Genomic DNA, 23,800 nt, shown 5'->3' with positions numbered 1-23,800 from the left:
CAACCTCTCGCGGCCAAAGGGACGCGCAAGAAGTTGTCGAAGTTGCGAAAGTTGCATCCAAGCCGCAACAGGACCATATTGCAGCCGAGGAGTCCGCCCATGGCCCAGGCCCAGAAGTCCACCGACGGCGGCGCGATGCGCAAAGGCGCCACGCGCAACGCCGGCAGCGGCCAGTTCGTCTACGCCTACAAGGTCAAGGGCGGCGCCCGGGCGCTCGAAAAGATCACCCCGCCTAAGGACGCCACCCTGGTCATCATCCCGGAAGGCGCCGCCGACCAGAGCTACCTGGAGAGCTCGGGCCTGGTGGAACGCTATGGACAGGTGCGGGTCCAGGACGCCAGGGGCCGCATCCTCGAACGCGCCCAGCCGGGCCCGACTGCGGTCATCGACACCGAAGCCTTCGAGCCCAGCGCCAAGGCCCGCGCCCTGCTGCGCGGCGTCCGCACCGCCCAGGAGGACCTGAAGCGGGCCGGCGGCGCCTATGAACTGGGCGAGGTGCGCGCCCTCCTGAACGGCGTCTCCCGCCAGGCGGTGGAAAAGCGCGTCCGCGAAGGCTCGCTGCTGGCGGTGCCGGGCCCCAGCAACCGCCGGCGCTTCCCCACCGTCCAGTTCACCGACGACGGCGAGGTGGTGGACGGCCTCCGCGAAGTCCGCCAGGCCCTGCCGTTCCGCAATCCCTGGGCCGTGCTGAACTTCCTGGTGAACCCCGACGATCGCCTGGGCGGCCGCCGACCGATCGACGCCCTCAAGGCCGGCGAAACCGACGAGGTCGTCGAGGCCGCGCGCCGCATCGGCCAGCAGGGGGCGTGACGGCGCCGCGCCCGCCCGCGGACCTCGCCGGCCGCACGCCGCTCACGCTCACTCTGACGACAGGGACCGAGCTGCACAGGTTCTACCCCGCGGGCCTCGAGCCGATCTATTTCGACAACAGCCTCTCCGGCCGGCTCAACGCGCCGGACGGCCGCTACGGCGTGCTCTACGCCGCCGCCCGGCCGCAGGGCGCCTTCGCCGAGACCTTCCTGCGCACGCCCGGAAAAACCCTGCTGGCCCCGGAGCTCATCGCCGCCAAGGGCCAGGCGCTGCTGAGGACCCTGCGCCCGCTCACCTTGATCCAGCTGCACGGGCCGGGCCTCGCGCGCCTGGGCGCCACTGCCGAGGTGACGCACGGCGGCCTGCCCTATGATGCGCCCCAGGCCTGGTCGGCGGCCCTGCACGACCATCCCCTTCAGGCCGACGGCGTCGCCTATACGGCCCGGCACGACGACGCCGAGGTCTGCTACGCGATCTTCGACCGCGCCGCCACGGCGCTCACGCTTGAGGCCAAGACCGAAGACCTCGACAACGAGGAGGGCTTCTACCTTCTGGCCGAGCACTATGGCGTGGGCCTGGCCCCCGCCCGCTAGGCGTCCAGACGGGGCGCGAGGCTGGCGCGATGGCCCTCCGAGACTCGGCCGAGCAGCTCGGCCACCGCCGCCTCCAGCATCTCGCGCGCGTCGTCCTTCCCCATGCCGGCCCCGACGCTGGCCAGCGCCGCCGCCTTCATCAGCCCGAGGAACACCGCCTCCAGGGCGCCGCCAAGCGACAGAGAGGCCGGCGCCTCTTCCACCAGCGGCCGCATCACCGCCAGCACCCGCTCATAGGCCGCCTCGGCGAGGCCCTCGTAAGCCTCCCAATCGAGCCCGCCCTCGACCCGGCTCGGCCGCGCTGGAGCCGGCGCTGCGGCCACGGCCGTTTCGATCTCCTCCACCGCCGCGTCCACCAGGCCCGGGAGCTCGCCGGCCCGCCGGTCGAGCTCGGCCCAGGGGATCACCCGCACCCCCAGCCCCTCCTGCGCGACCAGTTCGGACTCGCAGCGGCCGGCGATGCGGGCCTGGACCGTCAGCCCTTCGCCCTCGCCCCATTGGGTGAGCAGGCGCACCCGCATCTTGCGCGGCGAGCGCTGGCGATGGTGCTGGGCCCGCGCCAGGGCCTCGGCGACGGCGGCGCCCACTTCGGTCTGGTTCGGCATCGGCGGTCCTCCCAAAGCCGAGGCTGCGGCGATTCCATGCCGGCGCCGATTCAGCGGCGGTCGCCCCCACCAGGCCGCCCGCTAATCCGAACCCTTCAGACTGTAGCGATGCTCGGGCGGGATTTCCGCCGCCGTGTTGGCCGCAACCTCGGCCTCGGAGAGATCCTCCGAGGCCGGAGCGGCGCGTTCGCTCTGTTTTAGCCAGTGGAAGGTCTCGGCCGAGACGATGTACACGGTCTCCCGCCCCTCCCGGGTGACGCGGACCGGCGCGCTCAGGGCGAGGTCATGAAAGGCTGCGAAGTTGTTTTCGACCTCGCCGGCCGAGGCGGTGACAGGCACCAGCGGTTCTCCCAGCGTCCTCATCCGACGGAACACACGACAAGGACAAGGCCCGCCCGGCGAACCGGGCGGGCCGCGCGCGCCCTCAGAAGGGGATCTCGTCGTCGAGGTCCGGCTCGGGGGCGGCCTCGCCCTGGGCGGCCTCGTCGCGGGGGCTCGCCAGCTTCTCCACCCGGTGGCCGGCGCCGGTGACGGCGATCTTGGTGGCCTGGCGCTTCTGGCCCTGAGCGTCTTCCCAGGCCTCGTTGCGGAGCATGCCTACCACCTGGATCAGGTCGCCCTTGTCGACGTACTCCTCCAGGAACTTGACCGTGCCCGGGGCGTAGGTGACCACCCGGTGCCAGGTGGTGCGCGACTTCTTCTCTCCGGACTGCCGGTCGCGCCAGCGTTCCTCGGTCGCGAGGCTGAAGTTGGCGACCTTGTCGCCGGAATTGAGGGTGCGGATCTCCGGTTGGGCGCCGATGCGGCCGGTGAGGACGACGAGGTTCATGGGGTGGCTCCTTGGGCTTGACCGGCCAGACCTGTCTGACCGGCTCGCGGACATCGCCGCGATCACGTCCCCTTCGGACCAGGGCCGTCAGGGCCGGGACGAAAGCCCGCGGGCGGTGGAAACCGGCCTGCACAAGCGCAGCGCGGAAGGCCGGAGGGTCCGCCGGCCCGCGCCTCGCCCCGCGAGGTCGGCTTTTGGACCGGGCCGGCCCGGGTCAGGGATCGTGATGGAGAGCGGCGTTCCTGCGCGCCGACCGGACCGGATCAGGCTCCCGCCAAAGGACCTCGCCCCGGCATCCTCGGCCCCACTGCCCCGCGCGGAGCGCCGGAGCCGAACTCGACCGCCAAGGCCACAACCCCCTCGCGCACCACAGACCTGGCAAGCCGGCCGCCGAGAGATCAGCGCGGCCAAACACCGAGGTCAGCGCCGCGCGCCGGAGAGGAAGGACCGCGAGGGCGACGAAGCCGGGCCGGCGCAGGGTTGGCCTCTCCGGCCGGAGGCCGGCAGACCCTGGCCGCAAGAGGCGGCCGCGAAGGAAGGCGACACCGGAGCCGCCGGGAGGCGGGTCGCGCGCGTCCTCGAGCCGGCGGGCAGGATCAGGCCGCCGCGCCGAGCGGCTCCAGATGAGAAGCCTCGGACCCCCACGCCGCGGACCGGCGCCCGGGCGGCGCCAGGGCGGGCAGCGGACGGCTGGCGACCCGGGCGCGCTGGGTGAGCGCGAAGGTGTAGACGTGGTTGCCCGGATGCCGGCGGGGCCGCAGGAACCCTGAGGCTGCCAGACCGTCGTACCAGCCGCGCAGGTCATCGCCCGTGGGCGCGGGCGCGCCGCGGCGCACGAGCTCGTCGACGGCGTAGGCGAAACCCCGCTCGCCGCCCCGGATCTTGGAGGCGGCGCGGGCGGAGAAGACCCGCCCGTCCGGTGTCACGTGCTCGGTGCGCGGACGCGCCCGCCCGCGGTAGGCCAGGCCACGGCCGAAGTCCCGGTAGACGGCGCCGATATGGCCGGGGCTGGCGAGACGGCCGCCCGGCCCCACCCGCGGCATAGGGTCGGAATAGGCGATCACCGCCTCGATCTCCGGCTTCTCCCGCCGGAGCAGCCGGAACGCACGGGCCAGGAACCAGGTCTCGCCGTTGCCGGCCACCTCGTCCAGCAGCACGAAGCGGCCGAGGTCGGCGCCCGCCCGCGGCTCAGGCAGGCCGGTGTGCCGCGCCACGCAGCGGTCGTTGATGGGCACCGAGAAGGCGGCCACTCCGACCAGCTGCGAGCGTCCGGCCGGCCCGGGCCCGAAGAGGCCGAGGCTCAGCCGCGCGGCCGGGAAGCTGCCGGCGTAGTGGTGGCGGACCACGAAGGCGCGGGCGAGCGCCGGGCCGATCACGTCGACGGCGTAGGCGGCCGGATCGATGACGGTCGCGTCGGGTACGAACAGCGCCCGCCGGTCGCGCCAGCGCTGGCTGCGCTGCGCGCGCCGGCGTGCGGCGGGCGAAACAGTCTCCATCAGGTCCATCGGGCGAGCTCCTCCAGGCGTTCGCCCCAGCCGGCCCTCCCTTCGCCTCCCGACCGGAGCGGGAGCGGCGGCCCGCCAGGGCCGCCGCGCGGCGCCTATCCGGCGCGGCGGCCGCTGATCGCCACGTGCCGAACGCCGCTCTCCACGGCCTTCTGGCCGAGGTTCAGGGCCGGGCCGAAGGGCTTGAGGTCCGCCGCCCGCGCCGCATCGAGGCTGTTGGGAAGCGTCAGCACCAGCACCGGCTCCAGCGCCAGCATGTCGTCGTTGGCCCGGAAGGGCGCGGCGGTGCGGAACTGGTCGAAGTCCGGCTTGGCTGCGATGTGGTCGACGCCCTGACGGCGCGCCCACTTGATCGCCAGGCGCTCGGCGCCGTTGAGGCCCGTGGTGGCGAGCTTCATCTGCGGCCAGTGGGCGAGCGCCCAGTTCAGCGCGTCGAAGATGCGGCTCACGTCCGCCTGGGTGTCGGCCTTGGGCGAGCCGCGGAAGGCCACCACCTGGGCGCCCGGCTCGACGCTCGCCTGGGCCCGGGCGCGCTTGGCCCGGAGCGCCTCCCGGGCGTCGATCTGGGCCGCGGTCGAGGCGGTGCGCCGGACGCTGCCCCGCCACGGCGACCAGATCTCGCCGGTGATGAGGGTGTAGGTCTCGCTGGCGCGGTCGCGGATCAGCTCCACGGCCTGGACGGCGGCCTCGGCGGCGTGCGCCTTGCGGGTCGCCTCCTGCAACTCGACGTCGGCGATCTCCGAGCCGTCGAAGTCGCGGGTCAGCCGCTTCACCTCGTCCGACGCCCGATCGGCCTCCCGCTGCAGCCGAAGCGCGATCGACTGGAACGCGCCGATCAGCCCCTCGGCGATGGTCGTCTGGAAGTCCTCCAGGGCGGTGTCGGCGGTGACGTCGAGGGTCTCGGTCATCAGCGCCTCGCCGAGCTGCAACAGCTCGTCGCGCTCGGGATGGTCGCGGCCGTCGTGGGCGGCGGCGCAGACGCCTTCGAAGGTGGAGAGGTCGGGGGTGAGGAGAAGGGACATGGCAAGGGCCTTTCAGGGACGCCGGAGCTGCTCCGGGAGGGCGGCTTCCTCGCCGCGCCTCTGGACCGCCCGGGCCCCACGAGCGGCGGGCCTCAAGGGGCCGCGGCACGCGGATCGCCGGCGACGGCCCGCAGGGCCGCCCTTGAAGCCCGCCGATCTTGGGGCAAGGTCCAGCCTGAACCGGCGCGGCGGAGCCGACCGCCAGCCGCTCCGCTCGCCCCGAAGACCGCCGACGCCCCCTTCCCCGCCCCGACACCGGCGGCGCCCGGCGTCAGAAGAGCCCAGGTTGGCTGTCGCAGGCCACGCGCGCGCGGCCGGCGATGCGCTCGGCGAAGCGGAAGGCCTCCATCCAGTCGTTCTGGTCGCCGCCCTGACGGCGCGCCGCATAGGACCAGTCCATGGAGTCGGCCGAGTGGAGCATCGACCGCACCGCCGCGCTGCGCAGGGCCGTGAGCTTGACGCCGAAGCCGTGCAGCCGCAGGTCCGGCCGGGCGCGCAGGATGCGTCCGAGGATCACGCCGATCGCGCGCGGATCGCCCTGGCGCTTGCAGACCGATCCGACCCCGACCCAGGCGCCGTGACCCAGCCGCGCGCCGTAGTCGTCCAGGTGCCGGCGGTAGTCGTCCGGGGTCCAGCCCTGCAGCACCGGCATCAGCCGCACGCGCCCGACCCCGGCCGCGCGGATGGCGTCGTAGCGCTCGAGCGTCAGCCGCTGGTGCGCCCGCACCGAAAGCCCCGTGCGGTCCAGCATGGCGGGCTCGCACATCCAGTCCTGAGAAACCGCCGCCTCGAGCCCGGAGCCCGGCCAGTCGCCGAAGCGGCGCACCAGGGCGGCGTAGTCGTCCGGGCTCTCGGCAAAGCCGCCGCTCAGCGCCACCTGGGTGAAGGCGCCGGAATCGAGCATCCAGCCGTCGCCCTGCCCCACGAAGGCGATGCGGCCGGCGCGGCTCCGCAAGGCGTTGGCCGATATGCAGACGGGGTGCCCGCGAAGGCTGAGCGGCCAGCCGTCCTTCGGATGATGCACGCCGACGAAGAAGCGCACTTCAGCGCTCCGGCGAGGCGGCGGCGGTCCGCAGCGGATCTACCAGGGCGCCGTCGTCCAGCCGCAGGAGAACCTCGGTCTCCAGGACCTCGAGCCCGTTGACGTCGATCAGCACCAGCCGGCCGCCCTCGCGCACCGGGCGCTGCTCTTCCCAGTACATCTGGGTCTCTCCGCCGTATTCGACGCAGAGTCGGCCTTGCGCGTCGATCTCGGCCGAAGCGATCAGGGCGCAGCCCGGCGTGCGCTCAAGGGTCCCGCGGATCTCCACGGCGGGGTCGTCGCGGCGGACCAGCTGTCCGACCGGATGGCCGCCGACGAAGGGCGTGGAAGGGGAAGTCAGGGTGGTCTTGGGCGCCTCCTGTGGCTTGGCTCACCCCGCGCCGCCCTCCCCTCCTCCTTGTGACGCCGTGTGTGATGGCCGCGGGCCGGCGAGCGCCCGGCGCACCACGTGCCGCCGCGAGCCGGCGCGGCCGACCTCCTCAAAGCCGTGGTCCGCGTAGAGCGACCGAAAGCCCATGTTGCGGTAGCTCGGCGACTCCGGATCGACGGGGTAGGCCTCGAGCACCGTTCCGCCCTGGGCCCGCGCGTAGTCGGCGGCGGCCTCCAGCAGCTTGCCGGTGAGGCCGCGCCCGCGATGCTCGCGGCGGATGAAGAAGCAGGTCACCGCCCAGATCCCGGCCTCGGCCTGGTCCTGGTCGGGCCGGAGCCGCGTGAAGCGCTCGCGCGGGCCGACGGAGCACCAGGCGGCCGGCTCGCCGGCGACGTAGCCGATCAGGCCGATCGGCACGCCCTCCGCCAGGCGCGCCTGCAGGGCCGCCTTTCGGTCCGCGTTGCGCGCCGAGGCGCGGTTCGCCATCGGCCGCCAGGCCATGCACCAGCAGTACTTGGGTCCGCCGCGCCCTTCGAACAGGCGCTCGAGGTCGGGCCAGGTCGCCGCGGTGACCGGCCGCACCTGGAAGTCAGGCTCGTCCATGAGCCCTAGCTAGGGCGCGCCCGCCGCGGCGCCAGACTGAAGCCGCAGATGTCAGCGCGGGGCGACGCCCGCCTCGGCCAGGGCGGCCCGTAGCGCGATCCAGGCCTCGAAGATGAGGTCGGCCTCCTGCGCGTCCCCTGCATGTCGCCGGGCGGTCTCGCGGTCGGCGCGCTTCACGAACTGCGCCAGCGCCCAGGCTTCGTCCGAGGAGAGGGACAGGGTGAGGTTCATCGGCTCGGGCATGGGTTCTGGCTCCTGCAGGTGAAGCTGCATGGCCCGGAGGGGCCGGGTCAAGCGGGCCACGCCGGCGAGACGCCCGCTCAGTTCGGCCCGGCCGCCTCGCCGAAGGCCCCGGCCGGCAGCCGCCAGGGCCGGGTGAAGACCGGCGCGATCCAGGTCGTCGCGCCCGCCTGAGCCGCCAACGCGGGGTTCGCCAGCGCCGCCGCATAAGGCCGGCCGCGGTCAGCAAGCTCGGAGACGCTGGCGTGCTGCTGGATCGTCAGGCCGCTCGCCGCCTCCCGCTCTACGATCCGCCGGAACGCCTCGGGATAAAGGGCGCGGAGCGTCGCCCATTGGTTGGGCGAGCCGAAGATGCAGCTGCGACAGCTCACCCGCGACCACCCAAGGCCGTAGGCCGGGTGCGGGGTCACGCCATAGCGGGCGATGATCGCCCACACCTCGGCCTCCGGCCAGGACAGCACCGGCCGCCAGTGGTCGATCCGCCGCTGCCGGGTCGCGGTCCGGTGCGGGCCGAAGGGCGCGTAGCGGGCGCGCATGGGGCTTTCCTCGGCTCGCTCGCCGGTCACCACCAGGGTCTCGCCGGCCAGGAACCGCGGCTGGTTGCGGATCAGCGCCGCCATCACCTCGATCTTCAAGGCGCTGCTGCACCAGCGTAGCCGCAGGTCGGCGCAGACCTGGGGGAAGCGGCCACGCACCCCCGGCGGGCCCTCCCCGCCAGCCCGGCCGAGCCGCCCCTCCGGCGTTTCGAACAATGCCGGGGCCGTGGGCGCGCCGTCGCGCCCGAGCTCGGCGGCGAAGCCGCCGGCCCGCCAGGAGAGATAGGCCGGGACGCCGAAGGCTGCGCCGAGCGCGCGGGCGTAGGCCGGGGTGCAGGGCCAATCCATGAACGCCTCGCCGCCGTCGACGTCGTGATGGTGCAGCTCGATGCCCTCGGGCGGCACGCCGAGGTCCAGCAGATGCAGCAGGGCGGCGAGCGAGTCCTTGCCGCCGCTGAAGGCCACCAGCACGCGGTCGTAACGGGACAGGTCCGGGCGCATCACCGAGCCCCGTCCGATACGCCGTCATAGAGGGTCGGCGCGGCTTCGAGCCGCCAGGCCTGGCCCGCCGTCTCGTCGAAGAGCTGCAGCCACTGCCGCATCTCGGGCCGCTGCTCGGCGGGGCGCTCGGCCGCGCGGCCCTGCCAACGCACCAGGGCGTCAGGCGCCAGCGCCTCGATGGCGTCGACCTCGTCCTGCGGCAGCAAGCCTTCGCTGCGGATGAAGGCGGTCATCGAGCCCGGGCGGGCCTCCGCGCCGCGCCGGCCGGCGACGGCTTTCCGCCAGAGGCCCTCGATGGTGCGCAGGCGCGGCCGCGCGCGCGCCTCGATCAGAACGATCTGGCGCAGCTGCGCCGTCGGCAGGTCCCGGACCTCGGACGGCCGCGAGGCGGTGCAGAAGAAGCACGCCGACTTCGGCGGCGTCGGCAGATCTTCCCGCTCGATGCGGGCGGCGCAGTGCTCGCGCGTCCAGCCCCATTCCCGCAGGGGATAGCGATGGCTGTAGAGAGGATCGTCCCGCTTCGCCGCCTCGGCGTAGCGCCGGTCGTCGGCGCGGCTGCAGTCGAAGCCGATCAGCTTGACCACCTTCTGGCCGCGCGCCCAGGCCGCCTGGGCGGCCGGCCACCGTCTCGCCCAGGCGTGCTGCGGCGCGACCTTCCATTTCTGCGAACACGTGCCCCGGCCGAAGGCGATGCTCGGCAAGGTGCCGTTGGTCAGCAGGTTTTCGGTGAGGGTTCGGTAGGGCGGCCAGTTCTTGAAGCGGGCCGGCTGGTAGCGGACGACTTCCGACGGCACGCCCCGCTCGCTCAGCCAGCGCCGGAACAGCGGGATGAAACGGTAGGTCTCGAGCTTCTCGGCGCCTGTGTCGGCGAACAGGACCTGGTCGACGGGCTCGCCGCGGCTCACCAGCTCCACCAGCATCGCCGTGGAGTCGAGGCCACCGCCCCAGGCCGCCAGCACCGGCGGCCGATGATGACCAATTCGCATGGGAATCCTCCGGGCGCCTCGGAGGACCTGCGCCCCCGACCGGCTGCCCGCCCCGTCCCTCCCGTTCGCTTTGCTGCGGCTGTGCTTGCCCGCGAGCCCCGGAGTGTGGACTATAGTGCTCAGCCACCCTCCACCGGAGCTGCCTCATGGCGAAGGTCCGCTACTTCCTCGTGCCCCGCGAACGGCATTGGACGCTGCGCTGCGCCCGCCGACGCATCGGCGCCTTCGCCGACCGCTCCCAGGCCGTCGGCGCGGCGATCGCCGTCGTCTCCGTCGCCCAGGTGCGCGGCCGTCCGATCGAGGTCCTGGAGCAGGACCCCGACGGGCGCTGGCGCGAGGTGGCGCCGGCGCGCCAGCGCCTGGTATCGCCGCTCATCGTCTGAACGCGAGCGCCCCGGCCTACATCAGCCCCTGGGCGCGAAAGCTAACCACCTCGTCGCCGGCCACCAGGAAGTGGTCGTGGACGGCGATGTTCAGCGCGCGCGCCGCTTCGACGATCTGGCGGGTCACGACGATATCGGCCTGCGAAGGGGCGGGATTGCCGGTTGGGTGGTTGTGGGTGAGGCAGCAACCGCTGGCGTTGAGCTCCAGGGCTCGGCGCACGACCTCGCGCGGATAGACCGGCGCGTGATCCACCGTGCCCTCGCCCATCAGCTCGTCGGCGATGAGCTGGTTGGCGCGGTCGAGGAACAGAACCCGGAACTCTTCTCGCGCAAGCCCAGCAAGGCGGCACCGCAGATAGGCCTGGACCGCGGCGAAGGAGTTCAGGAGCGGGCGCCGCAGGATCGGGAACTCGACGACGCGGCGGGTCGCCTCCTGCAGCAGCTGCAGATCTAGGGCCACCTCGTGCGGGGCGACCTGCAGCAGCTCCGGAAGGGTGGCGCCCAGCACCCGGGCCATGCAGCCGAACCGGGCGAGCAAGGCGTGGCTGAGTGCGGCCGGGTCCGCCGCCCCTGACCGACGCAGGAGCAGGGCCAGGGTCTCATGCTCCGGCAAGCTGTCGATCCGCGGCGCCAGGGCCGCCAGCGGCCGGCTGGCCGGCGGCGCCGCGGCGAAGCGCGGAGCCGCCTCGGAGAGCGTGTTCGTACCGGGGGCCGTCATGACAGGGCTCCGGCGTTCGGCGCCGGCGCGACAGCCTCGACGCGCTCGATGTGGCTCTGGTAGCCGCGCAAGCGATAGAGCCGCCCGTCCGTGCTGGCGCGGAAGCGCCAGGACCGCCCCGAGCGCACGGCGGTGAACAGATCGCAGTCGCCGCTCGGCAGGACGAACGGCCCCTTCGTCTTCACCAGCGCGCCGTCGACCAGCCGCCGCGACTGGCGGGCCGTCAGGTGCGCCCAGCAGCGCTCGCGCCAGGCCCGCGCCCACCCTTGCGGATCCTCGGCGTCGGAGAGCGGCGTCAGACGGCGCAGGATGCGCTCGGGGCATTCGCTTTCGACCGGGCCCATGTGCTCGGTCATGTCCTTGTAGCCGAAGGCCAGCCCGTCGGCCCCGCGGCGGAAATCCACCAGGAAGACGGCGGCCCAGACTTGCCGGGTCCCGTCCGGGGCTATGTGCTCGACCGCGGCGTAGTAGACGCGCAGGCGCACGATGGCGGAGTCCAGCACGCGGCGGCGCCCGCGGGCGTCCGACCAGGACAGGAGACCGTTGAGCTCGGCCTTGGGGTCGGCGGGGCGCTCGAAGGCGTAGGTCCATCCCACGGCGCGTCTCCTCAAACCCGCTCGCCGGCGAGCGCGCGGCGGACCAGGGGATCGGCGGAGATCGGGGGCGCCTTGCGCGGCTGGTGGGCCGCGCGGTGATGGCCGGGGCAATACGGCCCCCCGTCCGTGGCGCACCCGCACAGGCTGAAGTCCGGGCCGAGCGGATCGCCGATCGGCCACTTGCAGCATCGCGGCGGCAGGTCGGCGAAGGCGCGAAAGAGCCCCCGCCCTTCCGGCGTGACGACGACCGGCGCCGGCGGCGGCGGCGCCAGGCGCGGCCGCGGGAGGCGCGCGGGCGGGCGCGACCGGCGCGATGAGGTGGGCCGCGGCGGCCGCGGCGTCGCCGGCCGGGTCCCGGTGAGCTTCAGGCGGTGGAGCTTGCCGATGACGGCGTTGCGTGTGACGCCGCCCAGCGCCTTGGCCACCTGCGCGGCGCTGAGGCCGTCGTTCCAGAGGGACTTCAGACGATCCACGCGGTCGTCGGTCCAAGCTTGATCGGACATGGGAGGAGCCTCCGCTTGCGCGCCCGGAACTGAGCGCGCCTCCCCCGTCCCTTCCCTTTCCCCTCCGGCCGCTCAGGCGGCCGCCCGCGCCTCGTCCGCCGTGCTGAACGCCAGCAGATAGTCCACCGCCTTCTGCGCGTGACCGGAGGCCTCCAGGAGCGCGCCCGGGCGCTCGCGCAGGATCCCCGCCCAGTGGGCGAGGTAGGCGGCGTGGCTGTCGAGCAGCTGGGGCCTGAGGCCGATCCGCAGGCCGAGCGCGGCGGCCCCGATCTCCGCCACGAGTTCTTCGAAGGCGTAGGCGGCGTCGCCGAAGCGCTGGCCGAACACCCGGTTCAGCCGGTGCGGGGCGCCCGTCCAATGCAGCTGTTCGTGCGCCTTGGTGGCCAGGAAGTCGTCGACGCTCACGAAGGACTCCGGCGGCGGCAGGCGGATCACGTCGCGATCACGAAGATAGGCGGCCATCGCGCCGCCCAGCTCGACCGTCGCGGGCACAGCGTCCAGCACCCGGTTGCGCGCCGCCGCCCGGGCGACGGGATCGACCGCCGGCGCGGCGAGGTAGCGGTCCGGGCAGCCGCTGAGCTGCTCGGCGTTGAACACCGTGTAGCCCTTCAGGTAGCGCAGCACGCGCGCCCCATCGTCACCCGGCTGGTCGGAGGCGGCGGCTTCGCCCTCGACCGTGCGGGTCTTGTAGAGCACGGCCGGCGCGCCGCGCTCGCCCTTGCGCACCGGAGCTTCGATGTCGAGCGCCTGGCGGAAGGTGAACCAGTAGGGGGAGGCGTAGCCGCGCACGGCGCCCACGAAGGCGAGCAGCCAGGCGTTGCTGCCGCTGAACGGCTCGCCGTCGGCCCGCAGCGGCGCGGACGGCTCCCGGCCGCCGGCCCAGGGCTGGCGCCACGGCGGCACGCCGCGTTCGATGCGCGCGATGAAGTCGGCCATCAGGGGCTCGAGGGGATTGGACATCGGGGGGCTCCGTGCAGGTCCGCGCAGGCCATCCCGCGCTCGCCCGACCGGGCCCTCCCCTCGCCTTTCGCCATGCGGCTACGAAAAACCCCCGGCGGGTCAGACCGGGGGCGGGTCGTAGGGGCGGCGCCGGCCGCAACAGGGCGCCGCCGCGGCGATGAACCGAAAAGCGAAGATCTGGTTCCCCGCGATGCAGGCCTCCGCCGGGATGTTTGTTCAAACAAACCCGGCGGCAGCGCGAGTCCTCAGGCGGCGGCCTTCAGCAGGGTCTGCGGCGGCCACTTGGCGAGGACGGCGGTCAGCACCTGCGGCTTGTCCACCGGCACGAAGACGCGCGGCGTGTAGGCGATGATCTCGACGAAGCAGCCGAGCGCCTGGAAGACCGAACGCTGTCCGGCGGCCCCGACGATCTCCAGCCGGAACCGATCCATGACCTTGGCGCGTCGCAGCCAAAGGCCGCCGGCCAACGCAATGGAGGTGTTTTCTTGGAGCACCAGCTGTGCGGCGCTCGCGCCATCGCCGACCGCGGTCGCCACGTCGCTGAGGCCAAGCCCCACCTTCAGCTTCGCCGCGTCCGACGGCTCCAGCACCCGGCCGAGCCAGCGGCGGCCGTCCGGCGCCTTCAGGCGCCGCACGAGGGTGCGCTGATCGGGCAGGCTGCTCCACACCGGCAGCAGCAGGCCGGTGGCGAGAATGAGGTCGCGCGTACGCCACGGGTCGGCCTCGGCGATCTCCGTCGCCCAAGCTTTGCGCCAGGCGTCCTCGTCCACGGGCTCCCACGCCGACTCATCGAAGCTCTTGAGCGAGAGGAGCGAGCGCTTCTCCGGCCGAAGCAGCCGCACGGCTGGGACCAGCCGGTCCTGATCGTCGGTCGTGGTCAAGCCCTGCACCACGAGGGCGGCGCGCCCGGATTTGCTGTTGACGGCGAACGCCAGCGAGGCGGCGTCCTGGCCGCCGAGCGCCTCGTCGGCCGACATGAGCTCCCGGCGCGTGCGGACCGCGAAGGTGATCAGCTTGGTCTCCGCGCCCGTGGCGGTGTCGGTACGGACCACCTCCTCCGCCAGGATGCTGACGTCGTCGGCGTCAATGTCCTCGAGACCACGGTCAAGCGCCCCGGCGGCCGCAGCGCGCTCCAGGATGCCGGCCAGCAGCGACTCGAACGCCTCGAAGAGGGCGTTCTGGTCTTCGATGCGAAGCGCCAGCATGCGGTTAAGGAAGGTATTCATCGGCGGCAGGTCCTCGGGCGCCTTCAGCGCGCCCTCGGCGTCCAGCAGATGCAGGCCGGTCTTCCGCTCGAACGTCTCCCGGTCCATGGCGGCGACGTCGCCCCAGTGCAGCGCGACGTAGAAGGCCTGTAGCGCGCGGTGCGCCCAGGGGCTTTCGAGGTTGTCCTCCGCGCGGAAGAGCCCCTGCCCCGCCGTCCGCCGCTCCCCCTTGGTCAGGGCGCCCAGGCTGTCTAACCGCCGCGAGATCGTCGAGGTGAACCGCTTCTCGCCATGGATGTCCGTGGTCACCGGGCAGAACAGCGGCGCACTCGCCTGGTTGGTCCGATGCGAACGGCCGAGCCCCTGGATAGCGACGTCCGCCCGCCAGCCGGGCTCCACCAGGTAGTGGCGGCGTCGCTGGGTGTTCGCGCAGGCAAGGTCTGCGTGATAGCTGCGCCCGGTCCCGCCGGCGTCCGAGAAGACCAGGATCCGCTTGCGTCCCGACATGAAGGCGTCGGTCTCGGCGCGGGCCGCCGAGGCGCTGCGGCGTTCCACGACCCGCCGCCCGTCGCGGGTGACGATCCTGCGGGAGCGTCCGGTGATCTCGGCCACCTGGTCGGGCCCGAAGGCCTCGATCAACGCGTCCAGCACGCCCGGGACCGCCGGCAGGCAGGCGAGCTCGCTGACGAGCGCCTCGCGCAGGCGAAGCGCTTCCTGGCTGAGCACCGGCCGGCCGTCGACGATGAGGGGGCGCAAGGTGACGTTTCCGTCCTCGTCCTCGATGCTTTCCATCGCCGTGACCGGGAAGGCGCCCATGAGGTAGTCGAGCGCCTGGTCCTTGGGCGTCAGATCGACGGCCAGGTTGTTCCACTCCTCCGGCGGGATCTCGGCGAGGCGCCGCTCCATCACGGCCTCATGGGTGGAGACGATCTGGACGACGGCCGAGCGCCCTTGCACGAGATCGTCGCGGACGGCTGCGATGAGGGTTGGCGCCTTCAGGCCCGAGAGCAGGGCGCCAAAGAAGCGCAGCTTCGCGCCCTCGAACGCCGACATGACGGCGGAGGCCGCCTGGCCGCTCTTCGGTTTGCCGTCTTCGGTCACGCCGACGGCCTCCAGAGCGGCGCGCAGGTTCTGATGGATCACCTGGTAGGCGTCGGCCCAGGCGTTCCAGATCGCGATGTCGTCGGCGGTGAGGACGTGCCGGACCGCCTCGTACTCCACGCCTTCGAAGGAAAGCGAACGGGCGATGTAGAGGCCGAGGGCCTTCAGCTCGCGCGCGATCAGCTCCATGACCGCCACGCCGCCCTTCTCCACCGCGTCCATGAAGGCGTCGCGGGTGGGGAAGGGCGCCTCCGGTCCGCCCCAGAGGCCGAGCCGGGCGGCATAGGCGAGGTTCTCCGGCGTCGTGGCCCCCGTGGCGCTCACGTACATCACCCGCGCCTGCGGCAGCCGGTTCTGCAGGGCGAGGCCCGCCATGCCCTGCAGCGAGGCCTTCTTGGGGCCGCGCCCGCCCTTGCCCCCGCCGGCCGCATTGGCCATGGCGTGGCCTTCGTCGAAGACGATCGCGCCGTCGAAGTCCTCGCCGAGCCAGGCGATGATCTGGTCGAGGCGCGAGGGCTTGTCGCCCCGCCCCGGCTGGCGGAGGGTGGCGTAGGTGGTGAAGAGCACCCCTCGGTCCAGACGGATGGCGTCGCCCTGCTTCCAGGCGCTCTGCGGGGTGATCTCGCGCGCGGCGCCGCCGATCGCGGTCCAGTCGCGGCGGGCGTCCTCCAGCAGATGGTCGTTCTTGGAGATCCACAGGGCGCGCACGCGCCCCTGGGCCATGTTGTCGGCGATGACGGCGGCGGCCTGGCGTCCTTTTCCGCAGCCCGTGCCGTCCCCCAGCATGAAGCCGCAGCGCAGCTGGAAGGCGCCGGGCACGTCCTCGCGCGCGAGGGCCAGACGGTGCGGCGCGTCGCCGAGCGTCCACCAGCCGGGCAGCGTCCTGGCGTGGGCCTCGCCGGCGTAGATCACCGTCTCGAGCTGGGCGTCGGAGATCAGGCCTTCGGCCACGAGGCGTGGCGGCAGGACGGGCCTGTAGGTCGGGGCTGGCGGCGCCACCGAGGCCATGGCGGCCGACTCCACCAGCGGCGAGGGATGCGGCCGCGTGTCGGGCGCGTTGACGCGGCTCACCCGGAAGGCCTGGTAGAGGCCGACGTCGCGGCCTTCCCCGGTCCAGGGCATGGTGGCGTAGGCCACCGGCGCGCTGCCGCCCAGGAAACTCAGCCGGTTGACCGGTCCGGCTAGGGGTCGGGCCCGGGGCGCCAGCAGCGCCGAGGCCGAAGCGGCGCGGAAGGCTCGCGGCTTGGCGGTCGGACGCGCGGGAAGCGCGGTCGCGGCCACGGCCGCCTCGGCCACGGTCTCGGCGAAGCTCACGGCAGGCGCCGCCGCACCCGCGGCCTCCGCCCGGTCGAGGACCAGAAGGCCCACCTCCACGGAGGTTCCGTGCTTGGCGAAAGCCCCGGGCGGAAAGGCCAGGGTGGCGACGAGCTGGCCGCGGCGCTGCAGCGCCTCCAGGGCGGCGCGGTCGTCGAACAGGCGCGCCGGCACGATCGCCGACATGCGCCCGCCGATCGCCAGGCAGTCGATGGCGGCATGCAGATGCCGCTCCAGATGCTGGAACGGGGGATTGAGGACAGCGGCGTCGAAGCTGCCGGCGGCCGGCAGGAGATCCTTCAGGTGAACGGCGTCGTGGCTGACGCGCGCCGCCGCGGGGAACAGGCCCTCCAGCAAGGCCGTGCGATGGGACGCGATCTCGTTGAGCGTAAGCTCGACCCCGCAGGCCTCCGCCAGGATCGCGATCAGGCCCGTCCCCGCCGAGGGCTCGAGCACCCGGTCGCCGGGCCGCACCTGCGCCGCGGCGACGGCGACGGCGGCCAGGACTGGGGGCGACGAGAACTGGTCGAGCGCCACCTGCTCCTCGCTGCGGCGCGTGTGGGTGGGGGCGAGCGCCGTCAGGTTCGCGAGCAGCGCCACGATCTCGGCCGGCGCGTCCTCCAGCCGCCCGAGCTGCGGAGCCAGGCGGCGAAGCTGCAAGACCAATGCGGCCTCCACCGCGTCATAGGCGTCGCGCCACAGCCAGGCGCCCTCGGCGTCCGTGCCGCCGAAGGAGGTGGTGAGGGTGGCGGCGACGTGGCGCCGGTCGAGCGGCCGCGAGCGGTTGAGTTGCGCCGCAAGCGCACGGGCGGCGGCCAGGGTGTTCACGGCCTTGTCGCCTGCCGGGGCGGCGCCGAAGAGGGGAAGCGGGGCGTTCATCGGGCGGTCCTGATCGCCGGCGGCGGAGGGCGCTTCCCTCCTCTCCCGCGGGCTCGCAGGCCCCCTGCCCTGCCCTTCTCCTTTGGCCGGCGGCGTGCGGCGCCAGACCAAGGTGCAAGTAAACGCCCCACCGGCGGTGCCGATGGGGCGCAGGATCAGCCGCAGGCCCGATCAGGCGGCGGCTTGTTGGCCGTCCGAACCGACGGCGAGGCCGTCGACTTCGTCCGGTCCCGGCTCGGCGTCAGCGACAGCCTCCTCATCGACCACCTCGACGGGCGCCGCGGCGGTCCAGGAGAGCACCGAAGGCGCCCATTGGCGCTCGGCGGCCGCCTCGGCGACGAACGCCACCAGCTCGTCCTTCTTGAGGGTCTTCACCCGCGGATCGTCGACGCCCATGTCGTCCAGCAGCGACAGCAGCTGCTTCTTGGGATGGACCGAGAGGAAGTCGACGTCGGGCGTCCAGTGGGCGGCGATGTCGGCCCCGCACAGCTCGGCGATCTCCGCCGCCTCGGCTCGCGCCGCGCGGCGAAGGCTGGTCGTCCGCTCTTCCCGGACGTTCAGGCTGATCGCCACGAGTTCGGCGAGCAGCGCCATCCGCTCCCCGTGCGGCAGGCTTTCGACCCACGAAATGGGGCGCAGTCCCGACGCCAGGTAGGCCGCGCGCCGCTGATCGAGACGCGTCCGCACCTCGCCATCCAGCGCCGGAATGGCGGGGGTCTGGCCACGGCGGTAGCCGGTCGCGGAGATCACCAGGGCCGACTCGCCCTGATAGACCGGGCCGTGCAGGGCCAGATGCTTGAAGAGCTGGGCCACGAGGGCGACGAGCGCAGCGCCCGGATTGTCCGCCAGGTCGCGGATCAGGGCGCGGGTGGCGACGTCGGTCCGGGTCTCGTGAAGGACGTGGCTGGCGCCCTCCACCTCGACCTCGATCGTCGGCACGTCGATGTCCGGCGCGGCCGGAGCGGCGATCTCGTCGTCGTCCGTCTCTTCGTCGAGGCTCTCCTCGGCCTCATCGACCGCAACCGGCGTCCCGAAGAACTCCGCCTTCACGCCCGTGCCGCCGTCGGGGGCGAGCAGCACCGCGCCGAGGGCGAGTCGCTTCAGGGGCGCCGCCGCGACGTCCATCTTGGCCATCAGCGCCGGCAGGATCTTGGCCGGCGCTTCGTCGGCCGCGAGGTCCTCACCGTCCAGCGCTGCCACCGCTTCGGCGGCCGCCCGCCGCGCCTCGGCCAGACGCGTCTTGGCCGCCTCATCCAGGTCGCCGACGTAGACGTAGGGCAGGGTCTCGAAACCTTCCGGGGCGCGGTAGCCCGTGTCCCGGCCGATGAACACCGCGAGCCCGGCCGCCTTGAACGCATCGACCAGCGGCTGAACGCGGCCGCGCCAGAGATCCTGCAGCATCTCGGGATCGAGCAGCCGCTCCGGCATCTCGCCGAAGAGGTCCGTCTCGACCCGGCCGCCCGCCGCCGTGTAGCGGTCGAGGCCCACCAGGGCAAAGCGCTCATCCTCGCTGGTGACACGGTCGGTCGCGAGCGCCTGGTGCAGCTGGTACTCGTGGAAGTAGCCCTGCAGCGCGGTCGCGGCGAGCTCGCCCTGGGTCTTCCGGTCGGGCAGCCGAGCGAACAGGCGCACCTGCTTGAGGCTGAGGTTGCCTCTCCGGTAGGCCTTGAGCACGTCGCCATGGACGTGGGCCAGCGCTTCCAGCCGCTTGATCTCCAGCTCGTCATAGCCGAGCGCGCCGGCGATCGAGGCGGTGTCCATCTTCTTGCGCCGCATCTTGCCGATCGCCTCGATGACGTCGGCCATGTGGACAGGCGCGCGCTCGACATTGGTCAGCATCGCCGCGGCCGCCTGGGCCTCCTTCGTCTCGAAGAGCTCGCACTTGACGGGGAAGCTCGCCTCGAGCCGACCCGACTCCAGCAGCACCTGAAGGGCGAAGAGCCGGCGGCGGCCGTCCAGCACCATGTAGGGCTTCTCGCCCTTGCGTCCGGGCCGGATCGCCAGAGGGATCACGACATTGGCCGCCGCGATGGTCTCGGCGAGCTGCGGCACGCCCTCGTCGGCGGGCGTCTTGAAGCGGATGTTCTCGGGCGCAAGCGCCAGGTCCTGCAGCGGCACATGCACCTGGGTTGCGGCGGGCGTGGTGGTGACGTCGGTCATGGGGTCGGTTTCCAGCGCCTTGAGCGAGGGCCATCCTGCCCTTGGGCGCACCCTCCCCCGCCCTACCCTTCCACTTTTTGGCGCTGCCGCCGGACCGGCTCCACAGCCGGCGCCGCGTCGTTCCAGTCGCCATGGGGACGGGGCGGCAGCAGGATCCGGGTCCGGATTCCCGCCTGGCGCAGCGCCTCGGAGAGCTCGCGCGCGGAGCGCTCCCCGTCCTTGCCGCGATCGGCCGCGATCCAGACGCTCCGCACGCCGTCGGGCGCGCGCCAGGACCTGAGGTTGCGCGTCGACATCAGGGCCCAGCCTGGGCGGCCGAACCGTTCCGCCGCCGATAGGACCGTGAAGACGCCTTCCCCCACCAGGAGGTCGGGCTCCACCGGGTTGAGCCGCACCGCCGAGCTGGGCGCGATCACGCCGACCGTCTTGCGGGGCAGGCGAAGCCGACGCGTCCGCTGCCCGTTCGGATCGAGGTAGGTGATCTCGACGGCGGTGAGCTCGCCGTCCGGTCCGCGGATGCCGGCGAGCAGCGCAGGTCGCGTCGGCGCACGGGGGCGATAGGCCGAGATCGGCGCCGCGGGATGGTGCCGCAGCGCGTCGGGCCCGGGCGCCTCCCGCCGCACCCGCCGCAGCCGCAGGTGCGTCTCCGACAGGCTGCCGGCCACGGGCCGCGCACCATCCCAGAGCCGCCGCGCCGCATCGATCCGTTCATGGTCGGAGGGCTCCGGACGGCCCGGCCGTAGGCCGGCCGCCACGGTCAACCCGGTTGGCCGGTTCAGGTCGTCGATCAAGTTGCGGGCGCGAAGATCGTCCAGGATCTCCCGCCAATCCGCCCCGTTGAAGGCATGGACGAGAACCCGGCCGTCCACCAGGCGCAGCGACACGGACCGATCATGGGCGCTGTGGCCGGGCGCCGGGACATTGGCGCGCGAGCCGCGGGCATAGAGGTCGCCGCCCAGGGCGGCCACGATGCTGTGCAGGGACATGGGAGCCTCCTTCCGTCTCGCCCATCGGGCTCTCCTGCCGCGCCCTCCCCCGCCCCTCAGCCGTCCAAAGTCACCGCGAGGAGCTTCACCGTCGCCGCTGGAACCCGCTCGGCTACGCCGTCGAATTCCACCCAGATCCCGTCGGCGACGCTGGGACGGTCGAGCAGGAGGCGCCCCTGGCGGCGACCCACCTGCACCCGCACGACCGTCTGTCCTGTCGCCGCACCCGCCGCCGCGGACGGCGCCGCCACGACCGGATGCTCCGCAACGACGTCCCGCGGGGCGGGGGGCCGTGCGGCCTTCGGTTCGGATGACCGGGGTGTGGGCTGCCGCGAGGGTTTGAGCGTCGCGGCGAAGGCGCGCGCGGCCGCCTGGGTGATCTGGGCAGGCTCGCGCTCGGCCAGCCAGGCCTGGGTCCGGCGAGGGTCCGCCTTCCACGCCCCCCAGATCTCGTAGAGGGTTCGCGCCCCGAGCCCGTCGGCCCGGGCGCGAAGCTCGGCCGGCATCTGCGGCACGGCGGCGTAAATGGCGATCAGGTCCTTGCCGCGGCCAAGCCGGCGGGCGATCTCCGCCTGGCTCTTGCCGAGCGCCAGCAGCCGGGCGACGGCCTGGGCCATGTCCGCGGTCGAGAGCGGCGCGCGCTGCTCGTTTTCAATGAGCTGGTCGGTCAGGGCGTCGGCTTCGTCGACCTCGCCCGCCTCGACCACGGCGCGGATTTCAGCAAGGCCCGCCAGCCGCGCGGCGCGGAACCGGCGGGCCCCGTAGCGGATCACATAGCGCCCGGCTTCGTTCGCTGGACGCACCACGATCGGCTGCTTCAATCCCCGCGACTTCAGGGTTTCGGCGAGCGCCGCCAGTTCGTCGGGGTCGAAGGCCTGGCGCGGGTTGGCTGGGTCCTCGTCGATCAGATCCAGCGGCAGGCTGAGGACCGTGTCGGCGGCGGCGCCCAGCGCAGCGCTGAGGTCGGCGAAGGTGTCGAGGAAGCCGGATTCTGCCATCACTTCAGGCCGGTAAAGCATCCAAACGGGACTTGATGGTGGCCAGCACGCCACGGATCTCGCGACCGGCGTCCTGCGCAGCGGTCTTCTTCAGCGACCACACCGGCTGGCGAAGGTCGAGCGCCTCCGCATAGCCCTGGCGCTGGGTCAGGACCGCTTGGCCGGGAAACATGATGCGGGCGCCCTGCTCGCGCAGGAGGCTGGTGAGGTTCTCCCGCTGCCGAGGCGAGTTGCTCTGGAATCGGGACGGAAGCAGGCCGAGGAAGTCGATCGGCCGACCGGCCCGGGCCGCCTTCTCCACCGTCGCCTTCTGCGCCCAGAGCTGTTTGACGCCCTGAAGGGCGTAGGTTTCCAGGTCGATGGGCGAGACCAGGCTGCTGGCCACCATCAGGGCGGCGTAGTTGCGCCCGCTCCAGGTGGGCGGGGTGTCCAGGACCGCATAGTCGAACCGGTCCGCCAGGGCCGTGAACGCCGTGCGGTAGTTGAGGACGGCGCTCGCGAGGGCTCCATCGACCCGGTCCAGGCCGCGGTCACCCGCGAACAGCGTGACGCCGGTCGCGTCCTCGAGCGACGGCGGCGCTTCGAAGAAGAGCAGGCTGCTCGGCCCGACCTGGCGGGTGTTGGCCAGGCTGTAGCTCGCATTGCCCTGCGGATCGAGATCGACGAACAGCACCCGCGCGCCGGCTTCGGCCAGAAACCAGGCGGCATGCACGGCGAGCATCGTCTTGCCGACGCCCCCCTTCTGATTGTTCACGACGAGGGTCTTCACAGCGCGACGTCACCCGTCCGAGTCATCGTCCCAGGGCGCGCCCGAGCGATAGCCGCCGCCGCCAAACGCCAGGAAAGGGGCGGTGATGACGAACAGCAGAAGCGCCAGCACACCCCGGCCTGCGCCGCGAACAACGGCGCCGGGCCGGGGAAGGCTGGCGAGCCCGAAGCGGTAGAGGCCGCAGAACAGGGCGACGCCCAGCGCGACCCAGACCCAGAAGTAGGTCGCCAGCAGGTCGCTGACCTTGTTGTCGAGCAGGAAGCGTTCGAGGTCCATCCGGCGGCTCCAGAGGCGGGCTCACCGATTCTGAGTGCTTCGGGCCGGGCATTGCAACCTTGAGCGGAAACGCTTCTGCTATGCCCCCTTCCCTCCCCTTCGACTTACAAAAACGACCGCTGCGAACGCAGCGGGTGATTTCTAGATTCGTAGATTCAGATTCAGAGCGAGAAGTACGGAGGAATCTCAGTAGCTTAGCAGAACCGTCCTGACTGCGCGGGGGCAAGTTCCTGACCGGACGGGGGCCTGATCCTGACCGATCGGGGGAGCTATCCTGACCCTTGGGGGGCATCCTGACCAATTGGGGGCGCCGGGCCAACCGGCGAGTATCCTGACTTGTGTTTTGAATGAAGGTCAGGAAAGCTGCGGCCGTCAAGGTCCTGAGATTCTCTGTGGAAGCCAGCGCCGACATCGTTGTCGAGGAGCCGACGGCCGAGGGCGAGCCAGGGCGCGCCATGCGCGTGGCCCATGCCCTGCGTGCGCGCGACGGCGATGAGTTCGCCAAGCCAGGCAATCTCGTCGAGGTCCGGTTCGTCAAGGGACAGTCCCTGAGCCTGACGGCGTCTCGACTTCTCGCCTTGATGATCCTGACCGCCGGCGGCGACGCCTGGCGGCCGGTCGCGCACAAGATGCGCAAGTCGGACATCCGCCGCGGCCACAAGGGCAACGAGCGCATCGCCGACATGCTGGAGGAGCTGCACCGGACGCTCTTCGCCATCGATGACCTGTCTTGGCGCGGTCGAAAGGCGACGAAGCGCTTCCCGCTGATCCAGTCCTCACGCGAGGAGGTGGAGGAAGACGGCGCCGAACGCGGCTGGATCGAATGGGAGTTCACCCCCGACGCGCGCCGGCTGATCAAGGAGTCGGAGACCTATGCGGTCCTGAACCGGCAGGCGGTGCTGGGCTTCCGTTCGACCTATGCGCTGCGCCTCTACGAGATGGGCGCCCTGCGCATCCATCGCCGGCAATCCACCTGGCGCGGCGACATGACCGCGCTGCGCGCGGCGTTCGGGATCGCGCCGGAGCTCTACAAGGATTTCGCCCAGCTGCGCCGCAAGGTATTGGAGCGCGCCAAGGCCGAGATCGATCAGCTCGCCCACTTCACCGTCGAGTGGCGGGAGATCCGTCGAGGGCGCGCCGTGGTCGAGATCGAGTTCGTCTTCCATCCCAAGGACGCGCCCGAGCAGCTGGCGACGGTCGTGGAGAACGAGCGGCATTCGGCCGGCCGCCGCGCCCGGCGGGAAGACGCGGTCGAGGTCGTGTTGGATGTGGCGCCGCCCCTCCCCTCCCCGCCGCGCAAGCTCGCCGCC

25 protein-coding genes are annotated in these 23,800 nt (G+C 72.6%); 4 read left to right on the top strand and 21 right to left on the bottom strand.

The window, feature by feature from the left end; genetic code table 11:
• Positions 1–99: 99 nt before the first annotated feature.
• Both H2041_RS12235 and H2041_RS12230 read left to right on the top strand, forming a co-directional pair.
• Positions 100–810, top strand: coding sequence for a hypothetical protein (locus H2041_RS12235; protein WP_293413023.1), 711 nt, complete (start codon positions 100–102; stop codon positions 808–810).
• Positions 807–1,403 carry an RES family NAD+ phosphorylase gene (locus H2041_RS12230; protein WP_293392778.1) on the top strand — a complete coding sequence of 199 codons (597 nt, stop codon included), beginning with the start codon at positions 807–809 and terminating at the stop codon, positions 1,401–1,403. The genes H2041_RS12235 and H2041_RS12230 overlap by 4 nt, the downstream gene beginning before the upstream one ends.
• Here the strand turns inward: H2041_RS12230 and H2041_RS12225 are convergent.
• The 11 genes from H2041_RS12225 to H2041_RS12175 all read right to left on the bottom strand — a co-directional run bounded on the left by H2041_RS12225 (position 1,400) and on the right by H2041_RS12175 (position 9,642).
• Entirely contained in the window at positions 1,400–2,008 is a 609-nt protein-coding gene (locus H2041_RS12225) for a hypothetical protein (RefSeq protein WP_293413021.1), read from the bottom strand. The two genes, H2041_RS12230 and H2041_RS12225, sit on opposite strands and share 4 nt — an antisense overlap.
• Positions 2,009–2,089: 81 nt before the next feature.
• Positions 2,090–2,347: a type II toxin-antitoxin system Phd/YefM family antitoxin gene (locus H2041_RS12220; RefSeq protein WP_293392773.1), complete on the bottom strand. Its 258-nt coding sequence runs from the start codon at positions 2,345–2,347 to the stop codon at positions 2,090–2,092.
• 85 nt (positions 2,348–2,432) lie between these two features.
• Complete coding sequence (locus H2041_RS12215; protein WP_293392770.1) at positions 2,433–2,837, bottom strand: single-stranded DNA-binding protein; 405 nt, start codon at positions 2,835–2,837, stop codon at positions 2,433–2,435.
• Positions 2,838–3,433: 596 nt separating this feature from the next.
• Complete coding sequence (locus tag H2041_RS12210; protein WP_293392768.1) at positions 3,434–4,342, bottom strand: hypothetical protein; 909 nt, start codon at positions 4,340–4,342, stop codon at positions 3,434–3,436.
• 95 nt (positions 4,343–4,437) lie between these two features.
• Entirely contained in the window at positions 4,438–5,364 is a 927-nt protein-coding gene (locus tag H2041_RS12205; RefSeq protein WP_293392766.1) for a DUF2493 domain-containing protein, read from the bottom strand.
• Between the two features lie 271 nt (positions 5,365–5,635).
• Complete coding sequence (locus tag H2041_RS12200; protein ID WP_293392763.1) at positions 5,636–6,406, bottom strand: hypothetical protein; 771 nt, start codon at positions 6,404–6,406, stop codon at positions 5,636–5,638.
• A gap of 1 nt (position 6,407) precedes the next feature.
• The gene (locus tag H2041_RS12195) at positions 6,408–6,674 is read right to left on the bottom strand and encodes a hypothetical protein (RefSeq protein WP_293392760.1); all 267 of its coding nucleotides are present in this window, start codon (positions 6,672–6,674) and stop codon (positions 6,408–6,410) included.
• Positions 6,675–6,776: 102 nt separating this feature from the next.
• Positions 6,777–7,379, bottom strand: a complete 603-nt coding sequence (locus H2041_RS12190) for a GNAT family N-acetyltransferase (RefSeq protein WP_293392757.1) — start codon at positions 7,377–7,379, stop codon at positions 6,777–6,779.
• Between the two features lie 51 nt (positions 7,380–7,430).
• Positions 7,431–7,622, bottom strand: a complete 192-nt coding sequence (locus H2041_RS12185) for a hypothetical protein (protein WP_293392755.1) — start codon at positions 7,620–7,622, stop codon at positions 7,431–7,433.
• Between the two features lie 77 nt (positions 7,623–7,699).
• The gene (locus tag H2041_RS12180) at positions 7,700–8,656 is read right to left on the bottom strand and encodes a phosphoadenosine phosphosulfate reductase family protein (RefSeq protein ID WP_293413017.1); all 957 of its coding nucleotides are present in this window, start codon (positions 8,654–8,656) and stop codon (positions 7,700–7,702) included.
• Positions 8,656–9,642: a hypothetical protein gene (locus H2041_RS12175; RefSeq protein ID WP_293392750.1), complete on the bottom strand. Its 987-nt coding sequence runs from the start codon at positions 9,640–9,642 to the stop codon at positions 8,656–8,658. Before H2041_RS12175 ends, H2041_RS12180 begins: the two co-directional genes overlap by 1 nt.
• 146 nt (positions 9,643–9,788) lie before the next feature.
• Here H2041_RS12175 and H2041_RS12170 point away from each other — a divergent pair, with 146 nt between their 5' ends.
• Complete coding sequence (locus H2041_RS12170) at positions 9,789–10,025, top strand: hypothetical protein (protein WP_293392747.1); 237 nt, start codon at positions 9,789–9,791, stop codon at positions 10,023–10,025.
• Between the two features lie 16 nt (positions 10,026–10,041).
• Here H2041_RS12170 and H2041_RS12165 read toward each other — a convergent pair whose 3' ends face one another.
• From H2041_RS12165 to H2041_RS12120, 10 genes are all read right to left on the bottom strand, one after another.
• Positions 10,042–10,743, bottom strand: coding sequence for a RadC family protein (locus H2041_RS12165; RefSeq protein ID WP_293413015.1), 702 nt, complete (start codon positions 10,741–10,743; stop codon positions 10,042–10,044).
• On the bottom strand, positions 10,740–11,339 hold the full coding sequence (locus H2041_RS12160; RefSeq protein WP_293413013.1) for a hypothetical protein: 600 nt from the start codon (positions 11,337–11,339) through the stop codon (positions 10,740–10,742). The genes H2041_RS12165 and H2041_RS12160 overlap by 4 nt, the downstream gene beginning before the upstream one ends.
• An 11-nt stretch (positions 11,340–11,350) precedes the next feature.
• Positions 11,351–11,842: a GcrA family cell cycle regulator gene (locus tag H2041_RS12155; protein WP_293413011.1), complete on the bottom strand. Its 492-nt coding sequence runs from the start codon at positions 11,840–11,842 to the stop codon at positions 11,351–11,353.
• Between the two features lie 72 nt (positions 11,843–11,914).
• Positions 11,915–12,802, bottom strand: a complete 888-nt coding sequence (locus H2041_RS12150; protein ID WP_293413009.1) for a zincin-like metallopeptidase domain-containing protein — start codon at positions 12,800–12,802, stop codon at positions 11,915–11,917.
• A 245-nt stretch (positions 12,803–13,047) separates the two neighbouring features.
• Positions 13,048–17,301 carry a bifunctional class I SAM-dependent methyltransferase/DEAD/DEAH box helicase gene (locus tag H2041_RS12145; protein ID WP_293413008.1) on the bottom strand — a complete coding sequence of 1,418 codons (4,254 nt, stop codon included), beginning with the start codon at positions 17,299–17,301 and terminating at the stop codon, positions 13,048–13,050.
• 171 nt (positions 17,302–17,472) lie between these two features.
• Positions 17,473–19,461, bottom strand: coding sequence for a ParB/RepB/Spo0J family partition protein (locus H2041_RS12140; protein ID WP_293393345.1), 1,989 nt, complete (start codon positions 19,459–19,461; stop codon positions 17,473–17,475).
• A gap of 62 nt (positions 19,462–19,523) precedes the next feature.
• A complete protein-coding gene (locus H2041_RS12135; protein ID WP_293393343.1) occupies positions 19,524–20,447 on the bottom strand; it encodes a toprim domain-containing protein in 924 nt (307 codons plus the stop codon).
• A 56-nt stretch (positions 20,448–20,503) separates the two neighbouring features.
• Positions 20,504–21,445, bottom strand: coding sequence for a ParB/RepB/Spo0J family partition protein (locus H2041_RS12130; RefSeq protein ID WP_293393341.1), 942 nt, complete (start codon positions 21,443–21,445; stop codon positions 20,504–20,506).
• A gap of 4 nt (positions 21,446–21,449) precedes the next feature.
• A complete protein-coding gene (locus H2041_RS12125) occupies positions 21,450–22,214 on the bottom strand; it encodes a ParA family protein (protein WP_293413005.1) in 765 nt (254 codons plus the stop codon).
• A gap of 9 nt (positions 22,215–22,223) precedes the next feature.
• Entirely contained in the window at positions 22,224–22,490 is a 267-nt protein-coding gene (locus tag H2041_RS12120; protein WP_293393338.1) for a hypothetical protein, read from the bottom strand.
• 392 nt (positions 22,491–22,882) lie between these two features.
• Here H2041_RS12120 and H2041_RS12115 point away from each other — a divergent pair.
• A partial coding sequence (locus H2041_RS12115; RefSeq protein WP_293413003.1) for a replication initiation protein occupies positions 22,883–23,800 on the top strand: 918 nt, incomplete at its 3' end.

Origin of the sequence: Phenylobacterium sp. (assembly GCF_013911965.1) — a bacterium.
Taxonomy (GTDB): domain Bacteria; phylum Pseudomonadota; class Alphaproteobacteria; order Caulobacterales; family Caulobacteraceae; genus Phenylobacterium.
This window is presented reverse-complemented; position numbering and strand designations above follow the sequence as displayed.

Coding starts and splice junctions, on each gene's coding strand:
- H2041_RS12235 (WP_293413023.1), top strand. CDS start 100: ATGGCCCAGGCCCAGAAGTCCACCGACGGCGGCGCGATGCGCAAAGGC.
- H2041_RS12225 (WP_293413021.1), bottom strand. CDS start 2,008: ATGCCGAACCAGACCGAAGTGGGCGCCGCCGTCGCCGAGGCCCTGGCG.
- H2041_RS12215 (WP_293392770.1), bottom strand. CDS start 2,837: ATGAACCTCGTCGTCCTCACCGGCCGCATCGGCGCCCAACCGGAGATC.
- H2041_RS12210 (WP_293392768.1), bottom strand. CDS start 4,342: ATGGACCTGATGGAGACTGTTTCGCCCGCCGCACGCCGGCGCGCGCAG.
- H2041_RS12205 (WP_293392766.1), bottom strand. CDS start 5,364: ATGTCCCTTCTCCTCACCCCCGACCTCTCCACCTTCGAAGGCGTCTGC.
- H2041_RS12190 (WP_293392757.1), bottom strand. CDS start 7,379: ATGGACGAGCCTGACTTCCAGGTGCGGCCGGTCACCGCGGCGACCTGG.
- H2041_RS12185 (WP_293392755.1), bottom strand. CDS start 7,622: ATGCCCGAGCCGATGAACCTCACCCTGTCCCTCTCCTCGGACGAAGCC.
- H2041_RS12180 (WP_293413017.1), bottom strand. CDS start 8,656: ATGCGCCCGGACCTGTCCCGTTACGACCGCGTGCTGGTGGCCTTCAGC.
- H2041_RS12175 (WP_293392750.1), bottom strand. CDS start 9,642: ATGCGAATTGGTCATCATCGGCCGCCGGTGCTGGCGGCCTGGGGCGGT.
- H2041_RS12170 (WP_293392747.1), top strand. CDS start 9,789: ATGGCGAAGGTCCGCTACTTCCTCGTGCCCCGCGAACGGCATTGGACG.
- H2041_RS12165 (WP_293413015.1), bottom strand. CDS start 10,743: ATGACGGCCCCCGGTACGAACACGCTCTCCGAGGCGGCTCCGCGCTTC.
- H2041_RS12155 (WP_293413011.1), bottom strand. CDS start 11,842: ATGTCCGATCAAGCTTGGACCGACGACCGCGTGGATCGTCTGAAGTCC.
- H2041_RS12150 (WP_293413009.1), bottom strand. CDS start 12,802: ATGTCCAATCCCCTCGAGCCCCTGATGGCCGACTTCATCGCGCGCATC.
- H2041_RS12145 (WP_293413008.1), bottom strand. CDS start 17,301: ATGAACGCCCCGCTTCCCCTCTTCGGCGCCGCCCCGGCAGGCGACAAG.
- H2041_RS12140 (WP_293393345.1), bottom strand. CDS start 19,461: ATGACCGACGTCACCACCACGCCCGCCGCAACCCAGGTGCATGTGCCG.
- H2041_RS12135 (WP_293393343.1), bottom strand. CDS start 20,447: ATGTCCCTGCACAGCATCGTGGCCGCCCTGGGCGGCGACCTCTATGCC.
- H2041_RS12130 (WP_293393341.1), bottom strand. CDS start 21,445: ATGGCAGAATCCGGCTTCCTCGACACCTTCGCCGACCTCAGCGCTGCG.
- H2041_RS12120 (WP_293393338.1), bottom strand. CDS start 22,490: ATGGACCTCGAACGCTTCCTGCTCGACAACAAGGTCAGCGACCTGCTG.